The sequence below is a fragment of the Vibrio sp. VB16 genome, assembly GCF_015594925.2.
GTDB lineage: Bacteria > Pseudomonadota > Gammaproteobacteria > Enterobacterales > Vibrionaceae > Vibrio.
This window is the reverse complement of the sequence record NZ_CP087590.1, coordinates 2,690,346-2,704,630: the sequence shown is the minus strand read 5'-3', so window position 1 is coordinate 2,704,630 and position 14,285 is coordinate 2,690,346. Positions and strand designations below refer to the sequence as shown.

Genomic DNA, 14,285 nt, shown 5'->3' with positions numbered 1-14,285 from the left:
CTATTAGGAGAGATCATGAACTTACAAAATTGCAACATTACCAAATCATTAACAGGTTCAATATCTATTTGCCAAGTTGATCGTGTAGAGGTTCTTTATATTAAGCACAAAAGTGTTGAAGCTGGGATTTCGCTCTTTGGTGGACATTTATTGTGGTTTAAACCCAAAGGTCAGAATGAGCTATTATGGTTGAGTGATAACGCCATATTCAATGGTGAGAAAGCTATCAGAGGTGGTGTTCCAATTTGTTTTCCATGGTTTGGAAATGCGGGTGGGGAGCAAACTCATGGTTTTGCAAGAAACATAAAGTGGGATCTTATTGACGTTCAAGAATTAGAAGAAGGAGTTCAAGTTGTGTTAGAACTTGTTGATAATGAGGAGACCAGATTAATGTGGCCTCACAAATTCAAAAACACGCTTACATTCGTCCTTACTAATACCGTCACGATAAGCTTGTTAACAGAAAATACGGATGAACACTTGTGGTCATACAGTGGCGCTATTCATACTTATTTTGGTGTCGGAGATATAGCGAATACAAGTATTTCTGGTGTTGGTACCACGTATTTAGATGGAACAGAAAATTACGTGAAAACGAGAGGAGAAAATGTACTATCAATTGACAGGGAAGTTATTCGTGTGTGCACGGCACCAGATGAATCAATTGTCGTTTGTGATTCTAGTAACCAGCGCGATATTGTAGTGAAAAATAATGGCCACAATACTGCTGTTGTGTGGAATCCTTGGAAAGAAATGACCAAGGGCATGACGGACATGCCAGATGAAGATTATAAAAAAATGCTTTGTGTGGAATCGACGATATTCGGCACGGTTCCAGTATCCTTAAAACCTGGGGAATCTCATGCATTAGAGACGACGTTATCGATTATAAATTCATGATGTATATTCATTGAAAGTGGCTAAACTTTAAATGGTTAGAAACGAATAGGTTCGAATAGTGATAAGGGGAAAGGCTTCAGTTCCCCTTAACTGAATAGATGGTTTTGATTTTCGATCTCGGGTATTAGAATTCTGCTTTACCCGCAGATTCCCCAATAATCAATTTAGGTTGAATTATAATATGTTCTAGATCGGTACTGTTACCATCAATTTTATCAAACAGCAATTGGCCTGCCTTTTCGCCCATCTCTTTGGCTGAAAATGAAACTGATGTCAAAGATGGAGATAAGGTCATTGAATCTTCGGTTCCGTCTAAACTAATTATTGATATGTCTTTTCCAGCGATAATGTCATTCGCTTTTAAATACTCCATAGCCCCTATCGCGATAATATCTTGGTAGAAGACACAAGCCGTTACATCCTTATGTTTCTGAAGAATCAATTCGATTGCTGATACACCTGACTCTTTGTCTGCTGGCGTAGGGAAATTAATTGCGTCGTCATAATCAATTTCATGTTTATTCAGAGCTGAGGTATAGCCTGCGATTCTGTGCTCACGGTTTTTTGTTCCAACAGAGCCACCAACAAACGCTATTCTTTTGTGGCCTAATTCTAATAGGAACTCTGTGGCCATCCTTCCACCAACAATATTATCAGTACCAACAAAATTCATCTCTTTATCTGAATGTCTGGTTACCAAAATAACCGGCGTTTTACCCGCTTTCAGACTTTCAAAGTAACTATCTGGAGAGTCGTTGGTTGCGCAAATAATAATCCCAGCAGAACCATTTTGAATCAATGCTTTAGTGAACTTTTCTTGTTTTTCTAACACATCTTCAGTGTTGGACAAGAACAGCATGTTATCGCGTTTATCCAAAACTCTAGCAATACTCGCAGCCATTTCACCATAAAACGGGTTTGAAATGTCATGAACCAAAAAGCCCACCTGATTAGATTTTTTCTGACGTAGGTTTGCAGCGTTTTGATTGTAAACGTAACCTAATTTATCTAGTGCTTCTTTGACTCTTTCGCGCGTAGCATCAGATATTCTCCCTTTATTTGTGAGAACCTGAGACACTGTGGCGTTAGACACACCAGCAAATTTTGCCACATCTTTAATGCCTATGCTCGACAACTTAACATCTCCTAAAAGTAATGAATTAAAATATTCCACATTGATACGAAAGGCTCTTAGGAAACACTATGTTGAGACATTTTTGGTGCAATAACTATTTTACAGAGCCGACTCTGGAATCAAACTGTTGGAGTTGCACTATCATAACCTAAACAGTTAGTTCTTGGTACTTCGTTTAACCAGTTACGTTTTCCTCTTGTTTATTCGAGGTTGCTATCAACTTTAATGTCATTGGGTTCAGATGTTTAAGCGTAAATAAATCCATAAAATTTGGATGATTAATAACTGTAAATAAAAGAGACGTATATTCTTAAGAGGTAACATCGCTCATCCTCATTTAAGAAGGTGGGTTGATAGGTTAACTACGTATAAATCATGAAGCGCGGTTTTCTGATTGAATAAAATGAGAGACATTTATCAATAACCATATAGCAATTTCTTTTTGTCGCATTCAGATGCAGTTTATACAGGGTTGATAGGACTAAAGAGGAAGAGAAAACGCAATAAGAGAGATTTTGTTGATTTTAATAGAATAAACAGAAGAAGTGGTGTCCCCTACAGGATTCGAACCTGTGTCTAAGACTTAGGAGGTCCTTGTTCTATCCAGCTGAACTAAGGGGACTTTTTGTCTGAGGCGTCATTGTATACTAATCACGTTACGCATTAAATACTCACACTGCCGTTCGCTTAAAATATGAACGGCAATAAGAGTCAACAATGCTTTAATACTTCATTTTCTGTTTTATCGAATACCGGCAGCATGAATTTGAGCAACACTCACGATCCCGATCAGGTGATGATTTTGGTGCAGCACAGGTAAGGCAGTAATGTGGTTTGTATTCATAGAGTCTAAGGCGTGTGTGCACATCGCGTTAGCATAGATGTAATGGAAGTTCTTTGACATATATTGATCAACATTTTCGTTGAGATCTGCTTTATTAGCGATAGCTCGCCTAAAATCACCATCAGAAAATACACCAACAACTTGGTTATCATCGATGATTGCAATTAACCCTTTTCCACTGAGGCATAAACAATCCACCGCATCCAATAACGAACTGTATGTAAAACAGTGCATCCCTTCAATTTGATTATCTAATACATCTATTACTGTGGTGAGCAGTTTGGCCCCCAAGCTACCTGCAGGGTGGCTGCGAGCAAAATCATTTTGATTGAATCCTATTTGGCTCATGACGGTTAAAGCCAGTGCGTCACCCATCATCAATGTGCATAGCGCACTGGATGTAGGAGCAAGTCCTAGTGGGCAGGCTTCTTGATTTATTGCCACATTTAATGCCGCGTCTGAACTTATCGAAAGGGTAGAGTTTTTGTTACCAGTAATGCTGATGACTTTATTTCCCTGTGCGGCCAATAGTGGCAATAATATCCTGAACTCGTTGGCCTCTCCGCTGTAACTGATAAGTAACGTGCTGTCATCTTTTCCAACCATGCCCAAATCACCATGTAAAGCCTCTGTGGGATGAATAAAAAATGCTTGGGTACCTGTACTTGCGAATGTCGCCGCGATTTTCTTCCCTATGTGGCCACTTTTTCCTATCCCCATAACCACGACCTTACCTTTGGTCGTTGAAAGTATGCGACAAGCATTCACAAATTCATCATCAATTCTTTCAAGCATATGGTTTGCTTCAATAAGTTCATCTCTAAGGAAGGTAATTCCTAGTTTTTGTATATTTTCACTTTCATTGTTCATTATTACCCCTTCAATACTTTCATTGTGAAAGCTTAGTTTGGTCTTGTATTGTTCAATTAACACGCATTTTCTAATAATTTCTCTTTGAAAGCAAATGCCGCGTCAGTTGAAAGCTTTGTGTCAATTAAATGATGTAAAACTGAGCCGATCGTGTATTTATTCTATCGATATAAAAGCATATTAATCACTAATGATAATTATTGTGAAAGAGATCACTTTCAAACTAAAAGTTGAAGTGCATAATTCAGCCACCAAACAACAAAGAGGTAAAACAAATGGAAACTGTAATTTTCGGGGCTGAATGGTTTATTGGACTGTTCCAAAAAGGGGGAGAGGTCATGCTTGGCATGATGTCTGGTATTTTACCATTACTTATTGCGCTTCTCTGTGCGATGAATGCGTTGATCGCCTTCGTTGGTGAACATCGCGTTGAAAACTTGGCGAGTAAGTGTGCAAGTAATCCTGTGTCTCGTTACCTAATTCTCCCTGTGGTGGGCACATTCATTTTTTGCAACCCTATGACCTTGTCACTTGGGAAGTTTCTACCAGAATGCTACAAACCGAGCTATTACGCAGCAGGCTCATATTCTTGCCATTCGTTGAACGGTCTATTCCCACACGTGAATCCTGGCGAACTGTTTGTTTACCTCGGTATAGCGAGTGGATTGACAACACTTGGTTTGCCGCTCGCTCCACTTGCTGTGTCTTACCTTCTCGTCGGTGCTGTTTCTAATTTCTTCCGTGGTTGGGTGACTGACTTCACCACGATGATGGTTGAAAAGCAGCAAGGTATCACTCTAGAACGTGAAGTTAAATTTGGTTAATCGGGGGATTTATGACAAAGACACTTAAAGTACGCGCTGGAAAAGGCGGTTGGGGTAACGAGTTAGTAATCGACTTCCCTAAACACAAGAAAATCATGTACATGGTTGGCGGAACTCGTCCAGCATTGGTTGATCGCTTGGTGGAATTAACGGGTCTAGAAGCCGTTGATGGATTTAAAGAAAGTTGTGATTACAGCGAAATGGCCTGTGCTGTTATTGACTGTGGTGGTTCGATGCGATGTGGTTTGTATCCAAAGAATAATATCCCAACATTGAATGTCATGCCGACAGGTAAATCTGGAGTAATGGCAAAACATATAAACGAAAGCAATTATATTTCAAATGTTGATGAACACTGCGTCAGTATTGCGGGAGAAGCAGAGGCAGCAACGGTTTATGCGGAGAATATTTCAATAGATGCTGGAGGTGCCGGAACGATGTCTGGTGGATATATTGATACAAGCAAAAAGCTAACTGAGCAATCAGATGGCATGCTTGCACGAATTGGTATGGGCATGGGTAATGTTATGGCCACCTTTTTCCAAGCAGGACGTGACACGATCGATACAGTCATGTCTACAATTATCCCATTTATGGCCTTTGTTTCCATGCTCATCGGGGTCATTTTGGCAAGCGGAATCGGCGACAGTATTGCCCATGTACTTGTCCCTTTAGCAACAAATCCGATTGGTCTTGTTGTACTAGCACTTATCTGTTCATTCCCATTCTTGTCGCCATTTTTAGGCCCTGGTGCGGTTATCGCGCAGGTTATTGGTGTGCTTATTGGTACTCAAATCGGTTTGGGCAATATCCCTCCCCAGTTAGCGTTACCGGCTTTATTTGCAATCAATGCTCAGGCCGCATGTGACTTTATTCCTGTCGGTTTGGGCCTGGCAGAAGCCAAGCCTGAAACGGTTCGCGTAGGTGTTCCTTCCGTATTATATGGACGCTTCTTAACGGGTGCGCCAACCGTATTGTTAGCGTGGTTTGTGTCCATGTTCATCTACAACTAAGGACTGAAAAATGAGTTTGTACAATATTTCGATTATCAAAGTTGGCGAATGTGCATTGGAAGCGCTTAGTGAAGACATGTTGATTCTGTTTAATGAGTCGGTTCCTGAAGATGCTGCTGAGTATTGCTTTATCCATAACCATGACACATTGAAAGGTGACATCGCTGTTGGGGGGAAAGTGGACATTGATGGAGTTAACTATCCCATCACCGCGGTTGGTGATGCGGTTAATCAAAACTTAGGCAACCTTGGCCACATTACACTGCGATTTGATGGTGCGAATACGGCAGATTTTATAGGGAGCCTCCATTTGTCGGGTGCTCAACCAAGAACGCTGGTTACAGGCTCCACCTTTACGTTTAGTTAGTTTTTAAGGGGTTTAACACCTTGTTTAAGCCCCGTTTTATTTTGTAGGAGATATCGTTATGAGAACAGCAGTAGTAATCGGTGGTGGTCAGACACTCGGTGAGTATATTTGTGAAGGGTTGGCTGCTGACGGTTATAACGTTGGCATAGCGGACTTAAATGGTCAAAATGCGGCAAGAGTGGCAGATAAAATCAATACGACATACGGTCGGACACAGGCTTTTGGTACGTCAGTTGATGCCACGGATGAGATGAGTGTAAAAGCATGTTTTGAGGCAATCAATGATAATTTAGGTAGCATCGATGTATTGGTCTATAGCGCGGGCGTCGCGAAAGCCGCAAAAGTGACGGATTTTACTCTAGATGATTTTAATTTTAACGTAGGTGTGAATTTAAATGGCTATTTTTTGTGCGCTAGAGAAGCCGCACGATATATGGTTGCTCAAGGAATCGGTGGTCGCATACTACAGATCAACAGCAAGTCTGGAAAAGTGGGTAGCAAACATAACGCAGGTTATAGTTCAGCCAAGTTTGCAGGCATTGGTCTGACACAATCTATAGCACTAGATTTAGCTGATGATAATATTACTGTTAACAGCTTAATGTTAGGTAATTTACTCGAATCGCCAATGTTTCAAAGTCTTATCCCACAGTATGCTCAAAAGCTGGGCCTTCCGGAAGATCAAGTGATGAAACACTATATAGATAAAGTGCCACTTAAAGCGGGCTGCGGCTATGATGATGTGTTGAACGTACTTAAATTTTATGCGAGTGATGGTGCGAAATATTGCACGGGGCAGTCGATTAATATTACTGGTGGACAAGTAATGTTTTAATGTTAGTAGGGGAGCTAGTCATAGCTCCTTTTTTAATTGGTGATAATATGGATGCGATTTATGTGCTTATCTTCATCTTCGGAATGAGTTGGGCAACTAAAAAATTTCTTGAGTACATGAAAGCAAGAGCTTTTAAACAACGATAAAAAGGTGATGTATGGATTCGATTTCAACTCTGATAGTGATTGCAATTATTGCGTGGGCTTTACAGATCGGGTTTACATTTTTCCAAATCAGAGCATTTAATCATATGTTGCAAGCCATGGCGGTCAAAGGCACAGTTAAAATGGGGAAAACGACAAGTCGCTGGAAGGCCCGTACTATAGTCGTTTTGGTTGAATCCGAAGATAAGCGCATTGTCGATGCTAAAGTATTTAAAGGATGGACTGTTTTTGCTCGACCTAAAGTTTTACCTAATGTTATTGGTGAGCGTTATCCATTTTCACAGCACGTCACTCTAGGTTTTGATAACGGAATTCAAGAAGCGTTAGAGGTTGCATTTTCAAAGTGACTGCCTTAGATTTTTATTTTTTTAATATGAAAGCTTTTTCGTGTATTATAAAAGCTATCGCATAAAAATGAGACAGCAATGAATATTATTGATAGAAGAAATGAGTTGGTTGCTTATTTAAAAGAGAATGGCAAAACGGCTGTAAATGAATTAGCCGACATTTTTGATACCTCTGGTGCCACAATCAGAACGGATTTACGAAAGCTTGAAGAAGATGGTGTTGTGGTTCGCCGTTATGGCAGTGCAGAAGCATGTTTACCACAAGTTGTTGCTGCTGAAGAGTTCGCCATGGATGAAAAAAAGACCATCAATCTTGATAAAAAAATACGAATTGCAAAAAAAGCGGTTCAGCTTGTGAACGATGGGGATTCGATAATACTCGATTGTGGTAGCACGACACTTCAGATGGTGCCCGAGTTGGATAACTTTATGTCATTGACATTAATGACAAATAGCATGGATATTGTTAATACGATGGCAGAACTAGATTCTGATCACACGATTATAATGCCCGGAGGATCATACCGAAAAAAATCAGCTTCATTTCATGGGGGGTTAGCGGAGCGTGCCTTTAGTCAGTTTTCATTTGATAAACTGTTTATTGGTGCTGATGGCTTTGATCTGTCTCAAGGATGTACTACATACAATGAAGCCTATCAGGTTAGTCAAGCTATGTGCCAGTCAGCCAAAAATATTATTGTAGTGATAGATTCATCAAAATTTGGCCGTCGAAGTCCTAATGTTGTGGTTCCTTTGGATCGCATTGATGCTGTCATTACAGACACAGATTTTAGCGAAGAAGAGGCTTTGGGTCTTGAAGATAAAGGTATAAATGTCTACCGAGTATAGTTGATGCCATTATTTTTTGGATGAATTGATACTTAAAATTGTCAATGAGTGGCTAATTTGCATTCACTTTGAAAGTTAATAAGCGTCATTGTTCACAAAATGAAAGTGATGACTATCCAAAGCGAACATTATATTTAATAATCATACGCACTACTCTTTATTTGTTGTGGATGTTATGGATTTTGTTATTTTTGGGGCTGAGTGGTTTATAGGGTTGTTTGAAAAAGGCGGCGAAATTTTTGTCGGAATGGTTACCGGTATTCTGCCTTTATTAATCTGCTTACTGGTCGCTATGAATGCGACTATCCGCTTTATAGGACAAAAGAGAATAGAAGCTATTGCACAAAAATGCGGTAGCAATCCTGTTTCTCGATATCTTATTTTACCCTTCATTGGAACGTTCATATTTTGTAACCCTATGACATTAAGTTTAGGGAAGTTTTTGCCTGAGCGTTATAAACCATCCTACTACGCTTCGGCTTCCTATAGTTGCCATTCAATGAATGGATTGTTCCCTCATGTGAACCCCGGTGAACTGTTTATTTACTTAGGCATAGCCAGTGGCATAACTCAGCTAGGTTTACCATTAGGTCCTTTAGCCGTTAGTTATCTATTGGTCGGTTTAGTGACAAATTTTTTCAGAGGGTGGGTGACAGATTTTACCACTGTATTGGTTAGTAAGCAGCAGGGTAAAGCACTGTCCAAAGTCGTTAATTTTTCGGAGAAGGAGTAGTTGATGAGTCAGTTGCTATATGTAACCTCCGGTGATGGTGGTTGGGGAGGGCCGTTGTCTATTCCCGTCGAATCTGGAAAGAAAATACTCTATATCACAGCAGGAATCAGACCAAGTCTGGTTGATCACATCTGTACATTAACGAGATTAGAAGCCGTCGATGGTTTTAAGACAGTAGTGCCAGATGAAGACGTAGCATTAGTCATCATCGACTGTGGAGGGACACTACGTTGTGGTTTATATCCGAAGAAAAATATTTTCACGTTGAACATACATGCGACTGGGAAAAGTGGCCCATTGGCTGAATTTATCCATGAAGATATATATGTTTCATCAGTAAAAATAAGCGGTATCCAAATTATTAATGACGACGTGAGCTCTACAACTTCACATAGGACTACAAATTCAACAATACCAAAGTATGATGAGACAAAAAAAATAAGTCAGCAAAGTACGGGGATGGTTGCAAAAGTCGGTGTCGGTATGGGCAGTGTTATGGCTACTTTTTATCAAGCTGGACGCGACACCATCGACACAGTATTAAAAACTATTCTGCCATTCATGGCATTTGTGGCTATGTTAATTGGTGTCATTATGGCTTCTGGTATCGGAGATTGGATTGCGCATGCGCTTACACCGTTGGCACAAAACCCCCTTGGCTTAATGACCTTAGCATTAATTTGTTCCTTTCCTCTTCTCTCCCCTTTTCTTGGACCTGGTGCCGTTATTGCACAAGTCATTGGTGTTTTAATCGGAGTTCAAATTGGCGTTGGAAATATCCCCCCACATTTGGCGCTGCCTGCTTTATTTGCGATCAACGCCCAAGCGGCGTGCGATTTCATTCCCGTCGGATTGGGGCTTGCGGAAGCAAAACAAGAGACGATCGAGATCGGTGTGCCATCGGTTCTCTATTCTCGTTTTCTCACGGGAGCACCAACCGTATTAGTTGCGTGGTTTGTGTCGATGTTTATTTACCAATAAGAATTAATATGGCATTTCAGTTTAGAGCGACTATCACTCAAATAGGTAAATATGCAGAAAGTGCTTTGGAGGATAATATGCTGATATTATTCAATAAAAGTGCACCTGAAGATGTGGCAGAGTACTGTATTATTCACGATCAAGGCAAGGATGTTGGATTGATTACGACAGAAAGCACATTGCTACTTGCGGGTAAGGACTACATAGTGACGGCGGTGGGTTCGGTAGCAAACCAAAACCTTGAGATGTTAGGGCATATTACCATTAAATTTGATGCTCAGTCGGTCGCTGAGTATCCTGGGACCATACATGTAATAGGCCGTCAGCCAACTTCATTAAAATGTGGTGACTGTATTTTATTTGGTTGAATACTATTGAGGTAATTATTAGCAGATTGGGAGCAAGTGCGGTTCAAGTGGACCGAAGTCCTGTGAGCTGATTCAATGCTTTGATCATGGCGTAAATTTCACCAGCCTGAACATTATAATTTCTTAAGCTTAATCTCCCACCAAACAATGTATTTTCGCTGAACATCGCCGCCTCTGAGAGCGAGCGTTTATGGTCATCATACTTTTTTCCAATGTTTATTTAAACCGTATAACTCCTGGTAAGTGGTCGCCAAATTACGAGGATGACCCTCCCTCAAAAAGCAGCCCATTCTCTTGGTGGAATAAGTGGAACGGCTCGTTTAATACATATGGCTTCGTAGTATGATCTTGTGTCGTAAGCACCATTCGCAGATATCTCATCAACCCATAATGTCAGTGAACCACGATTGATTAGAGCTTGATTATATTGTTTCCAGTTCGTTGTTTTATAGCGAAGCTTTGCATTGGTCTGAGCATGTGAGTATGCCATTGACTAAAATGCGTGAATATTTGGTAAATATGAAGTAGGTCAATAAGAAAAACACGCTCGCCTGTATAGGTCACTGAATTCATATGATTGGCGTGTTAAGTTGCATAGATATAATAACAATGCAGAATGGCTTAGAGTGGGCGAATTATGTTTATATCAAGAAAACTAAAACTTGAAAATGACGTTTTGAGGCAAGAATTAGCATCGTTAAAAACTCAATATCAAGATGAGGTCGAATCCTTACAAAAACAACTGAAAACGTCGTCATTAGAAGTGACCGTTGCTAAGGGAAAATGTGATTTAGGAACGGAGTTGATGCTAAGCAGCTTGAAAGGCGGCGCCATGCTTGAAGCCATCCGAGCAGGAATGGCGACAAGTGCCGAATCGCTTGAACAGGAAAACCATGAGCTTACATTACTTGATGACATGTTTAGCCAAACTCATCAGGCGCTAGCTCGACTAGAGAATCGATCGGAAAAAATAAGTAGTCAAGCCAGCAGCAGTATGGAAGCCGTGACAGTCTTGGACGATACTGCAAACTCGATTGGACACCTTGTATCGGCAATACAAGAAATATCAGATCAAACGAATTTGCTTGCACTTAATGCCGCCATAGAAGCGGCAAGGGCAGGAGAAGCGGGCAGAGGATTTGCAGTAGTCGCGGATGAAGTTAGGACGTTAGCAGGGAAAGCCCATGATGCGAGCAAGCAGATTGATAAGCTCGTTAACCAAGTACTCACTCAGGTAGGTTCAATCAAAAACACTATTGATGAAAACCATGTTTGTGCCGAGGAGGTTTCCGCATCATCTGCCCAAATTGGCTCGATAGTTAATGAGGTCATTTTAAAATCTGAACATATGCAAGATGTGATTCATGTTGCCTCAACAAGGGCGTTTTTAGACACCGTTAAACTTGACCATGCCGTGTGGAAAAGCAATATATACAGTCATCTAGAAAAGAAAGCGTTTAACGAAACGGTAAATACTCACACTGAATGCAGGTTAGGAAAATGGTATTACAACGGTGGTGGTGTCCAATATAAGAACCTTCGCAGTTATTCTTTGCTTGAGGAGCCGCATCGTTTGGTGCACGAACATGGCAGGGAAGCGATGCAATCGGGTAACAAGACGAATATTGGCAAGATAATCAGTTCAGTGCACGCGATGGAAGATGCCAGTACCCAAGTCGTTTATCAACTCGATGGTTTGATGGACGAAATAATCAATTCGAAATAGTATTTGAATGCAGAAATAATAAAACCATTCTTCGACTGCGTGTAAATACACATCTATACCGCAGGGTATCCGGTTCTTGGATATCCTAGTTCAGACGTGTCCGTCTGGATTACTTCCATTAAAACAACCCACTTAAGTCATGATGCTATCGTTATTGAATGCTTAGGTGAGTTAATTACCCGCGACATACGCAAATTTTTCAGATCTAAACTAAAGTGTATTAGCGGATTTGCGCAACGCTAGGCTTTAGTAAAAAATCATAAGTAAATCCCACTTTATATATAGCTATTAATGGAATAAAAAATTCGGTCGCTAATAGATTGAATGAACAACAACGGAAAATTACATGCACTTCAACGTCAAACAAAAGCTCATGCTGGTCATTCTGCCTTTACTGGTAACTTTATGCTATTTTTCAGGTACAAAAATAGTCGTCACCAATCATTCTAAAAACTCCGCTTCAGAGATTTATAACTTCGTAGAGCTATCAGCCTTCAACAGTCGGCTTGTTCATGAGCTGCAAAAAGAGAGAGGAATGTCTGCAGGATACTTAGGTTCGAAAGGCAATAAGTTTGTTTCAAAACTACCCATTCAGAGACAGGAGACCGACAAACGCCTCTTGGATTTACAAGGATACCTTAACGAAAATGAAGTAAACCTAAAGCGCCATCCAGAGCTTTGGTCCGTTGTTGAAAAAGCAAATGGAATGATTGCTGATATCCAGTCGATGAGAAGCGGCATTACAGCGTTATCAACACCACTTGGAGACGCACTTAAGTATTACACTACATTGAATGCGAGGTTGCTATCTGTGCCTGGGTTGGCAGTACGGATATCACATGTCGCAGATATTAGTCGGTCACTCGCTGCCTATTACGAGTTTCTTCAAGGAAAAGAGCGGGCTGGCATCGAGAGAGCAGTATTAAGTAATACCTTTGGACAAGGACAGTTTTCTCCGGGAATGTTTAAAAAATTTGTTCAGTTAGTTAGTGAGCAAAATAGCTATTTAAGCACTTTTCAAATTTACGCGACTGACGATCATATCACCTCTTTCAAGCAGTTAGAAAAACAACAACCATTTGGTGAGGTTGACGAATATCGGGCCAAAGCCTATGCGAATGAACTGAACCAAAATGCAGAGTCATGGTTTGCCGCTTCAACCAACAGAATAAATTTACTGAAAGAGCAAGAAGAGAAGTTAACCTCTGAAATACTGTATTTTTCTGAAAATATAGTGAGTAATGAAACGAAAGCATTCTGGTTTTATCTTATTTTCTCTTCGGTATTAGTGTTATTGACAAGTTACTTTAGCCTGTTATTAATGAGAAGCCTTTCAAAGCAGGTGTTAGATTTGAATAGCACTATGGCCTATGCCGCTGAAAAAAACTTGGTGTTACGTTGTGAGGTTACGGGGAACGATGAGTTAAGTACTATCGCTAAAAACCTAAATGTGATGCTGGATTCTTTAACGGATGCGGTACATGTAATTGCGAGCTCTAGTGATCAATTAGCGACGGCAGCAGAAGAGTCGGAAGTGATTGTAAATGAGAGTGCATCTATTCTTAAAGATGAACAAAAACAAGTTTTGCAGGTGGTCAGTGCGATAGAAGAGATGAGTGTATCGGTAAAAGAGGTGGCGTTAAATATTCACGCAGCATCAGATGAAGCGAATCTTGCCAATAATTTAATATCTGAAAGTAGCCGGATTGTCGAAGAATCATCAGGGTCGATCAATCAGGTATCGTTAAAAATTGATCGTATTTCCTCTACCATTAACCAACTGCATGAAAGTAGCAGTAATATATCTAGTGTTGTCGATGTGATTCATGGCATTGCCGAGCAAACGAACTTGCTGGCCTTGAATGCGGCAATTGAAGCGGCACGAGCGGGCGAATATGGCCGGGGATTTGCGGTTGTTGCCGATGAAGTACGTTCTTTGGCTCAGCGTACTCAAGACTCAACTCAAGAGATAGAAGCGATGGTGAAGAAGCTTCAATCAGACAGTGATAGCGCGTTTGAACAAGTGAGTGATACAAAAGAGCTTGCACAGTCTAGCGTAACAAAGTCGTCAGAGGTACAAGAAACGTTAAACGCGGTGGTGGCTTCTATCGACAAAATACGACAAATGGCTACTGGAATAGCAACCGCTGCGGAACAACAAGTTATTGTAAGTACAGATATTTCGTCTAATGCGCAAAGCATAAGTAATAGCGTTCAAATTAGTGTGAAAAGTGGTGAGCAAATCGCTTTGGCCGCCAAAGAACAGACGGTACTTGCAGACAAGTTACAAAGTCTCTCTAATCAATTCAAAACTCAGTAAAATCAAAAA

General features: G+C 40.6%; 14 protein-coding genes, 1 tRNA gene and 2 pseudogenes. 13 read left to right on the top strand and 4 right to left on the bottom strand.

Features of this window, described 5'->3' with window-relative positions; translation table 11 throughout:
• Positions 1 to 15: 15 nt before the first annotated feature.
• Positions 16 to 900 carry a D-hexose-6-phosphate mutarotase gene (locus IUZ65_RS12245; protein WP_195704001.1) on the top strand — a complete coding sequence of 295 codons (885 nt, stop codon included), beginning with the start codon at positions 16 to 18 and terminating at the stop codon, positions 898 to 900.
• 124 nt (positions 901 to 1,024) lie between these two features.
• Here IUZ65_RS12245 and IUZ65_RS12240 read toward each other — a convergent pair whose 3' ends face one another.
• From IUZ65_RS12240 to IUZ65_RS12230, 3 genes are all read right to left on the bottom strand, one after another.
• Positions 1,025 to 2,035, bottom strand: a complete 1,011-nt coding sequence (locus tag IUZ65_RS12240) for a LacI family DNA-binding transcriptional regulator (protein WP_195704000.1) — start codon at positions 2,033 to 2,035, stop codon at positions 1,025 to 1,027.
• Positions 2,036 to 2,581: 546 nt separating this feature from the next.
• Positions 2,582 to 2,657: transfer RNA gene (locus tag IUZ65_RS12235), tRNA-Arg, on the bottom strand.
• 120 nt (positions 2,658 to 2,777) lie between these two features.
• Entirely contained in the window at positions 2,778 to 3,749 is a 972-nt protein-coding gene (locus IUZ65_RS12230) for a KpsF/GutQ family sugar-phosphate isomerase (protein ID WP_195703999.1), read from the bottom strand.
• 275 nt (positions 3,750 to 4,024) lie between these two features.
• On the opposite strand from IUZ65_RS12230, the gene srlA (IUZ65_RS12225) reads away from it, so the two are divergent.
• The 9 genes from srlA (IUZ65_RS12225) to IUZ65_RS12185 all read left to right on the top strand — a co-directional run bounded on the left by srlA (IUZ65_RS12225) (position 4,025) and on the right by IUZ65_RS12185 (position 10,230).
• Positions 4,025 to 4,573: a PTS glucitol/sorbitol transporter subunit IIC gene (gene srlA, locus IUZ65_RS12225; protein WP_195703998.1), complete on the top strand. Its 549-nt coding sequence runs from the start codon at positions 4,025 to 4,027 to the stop codon at positions 4,571 to 4,573.
• 11 nt (positions 4,574 to 4,584) lie between these two features.
• The gene (gene srlE, locus IUZ65_RS12220) at positions 4,585 to 5,586 is read left to right on the top strand and encodes a PTS glucitol/sorbitol transporter subunit IIB (RefSeq protein WP_195703997.1); all 1,002 of its coding nucleotides are present in this window, start codon (positions 4,585 to 4,587) and stop codon (positions 5,584 to 5,586) included.
• Between the two features lie 10 nt (positions 5,587 to 5,596).
• Positions 5,597 to 5,953, top strand: a complete 357-nt coding sequence (locus tag IUZ65_RS12215; protein ID WP_195703996.1) for a PTS glucitol/sorbitol transporter subunit IIA — start codon at positions 5,597 to 5,599, stop codon at positions 5,951 to 5,953.
• Between the two features lie 58 nt (positions 5,954 to 6,011).
• Entirely contained in the window at positions 6,012 to 6,788 is a 777-nt protein-coding gene (srlD, locus tag IUZ65_RS12210) for a sorbitol-6-phosphate dehydrogenase (protein ID WP_195703995.1), read from the top strand.
• Positions 6,789 to 6,945: 157 nt separating this feature from the next.
• Positions 6,946 to 7,299 carry a transcriptional regulator GutM gene (locus IUZ65_RS12205; protein ID WP_195703994.1) on the top strand — a complete coding sequence of 118 codons (354 nt, stop codon included), beginning with the start codon at positions 6,946 to 6,948 and terminating at the stop codon, positions 7,297 to 7,299.
• A 78-nt stretch (positions 7,300 to 7,377) separates the two neighbouring features.
• Positions 7,378 to 8,148: a glucitol operon DNA-binding transcriptional repressor SrlR gene (gene srlR, locus IUZ65_RS12200; protein ID WP_195703993.1), complete on the top strand. Its 771-nt coding sequence runs from the start codon at positions 7,378 to 7,380 to the stop codon at positions 8,146 to 8,148.
• Positions 8,149 to 8,323: 175 nt separating this feature from the next.
• The gene (gene srlA, locus IUZ65_RS12195; protein ID WP_195703992.1) at positions 8,324 to 8,881 is read left to right on the top strand and encodes a PTS glucitol/sorbitol transporter subunit IIC; all 558 of its coding nucleotides are present in this window, start codon (positions 8,324 to 8,326) and stop codon (positions 8,879 to 8,881) included.
• A 3-nt stretch (positions 8,882 to 8,884) separates the two neighbouring features.
• Positions 8,885 to 9,862 carry a PTS glucitol/sorbitol transporter subunit IIB gene (gene srlE, locus IUZ65_RS12190; RefSeq protein ID WP_195703991.1) on the top strand — a complete coding sequence of 326 codons (978 nt, stop codon included), beginning with the start codon at positions 8,885 to 8,887 and terminating at the stop codon, positions 9,860 to 9,862.
• An 8-nt stretch (positions 9,863 to 9,870) separates the two neighbouring features.
• The gene (locus IUZ65_RS12185) at positions 9,871 to 10,230 is read left to right on the top strand and encodes a PTS glucitol/sorbitol transporter subunit IIA (protein WP_195703990.1); all 360 of its coding nucleotides are present in this window, start codon (positions 9,871 to 9,873) and stop codon (positions 10,228 to 10,230) included.
• Between the two features lie 43 nt (positions 10,231 to 10,273).
• Here the strand turns inward: IUZ65_RS12185 and IUZ65_RS12180 are convergent.
• Positions 10,274 to 10,609 (bottom strand): annotated as a pseudogene (locus IUZ65_RS12180) (IS5/IS1182 family transposase); the annotation flags it as partial.
• Between the two features lie 675 nt (positions 10,610 to 11,284).
• On the opposite strand from IUZ65_RS12180, the pseudogene IUZ65_RS23505 reads away from it, so the two are divergent.
• From IUZ65_RS23505 to IUZ65_RS12170, 3 genes and pseudogenes are all read left to right on the top strand, one after another.
• A pseudogene (locus IUZ65_RS23505) lies at positions 11,285 to 11,539 on the top strand (methyl-accepting chemotaxis protein); the annotation flags it as partial.
• A gap of 39 nt (positions 11,540 to 11,578) precedes the next feature.
• On the top strand, positions 11,579 to 11,956 hold the full coding sequence (locus IUZ65_RS23500; RefSeq protein ID WP_443083742.1) for a CZB domain-containing protein: 378 nt from the start codon (positions 11,579 to 11,581) through the stop codon (positions 11,954 to 11,956).
• A gap of 346 nt (positions 11,957 to 12,302) precedes the next feature.
• On the top strand, positions 12,303 to 14,276 hold the full coding sequence (locus IUZ65_RS12170) for a methyl-accepting chemotaxis protein (protein WP_195703988.1): 1,974 nt from the start codon (positions 12,303 to 12,305) through the stop codon (positions 14,274 to 14,276).
• The last annotated feature ends 9 nt before the right edge of the window (positions 14,277 to 14,285 follow it).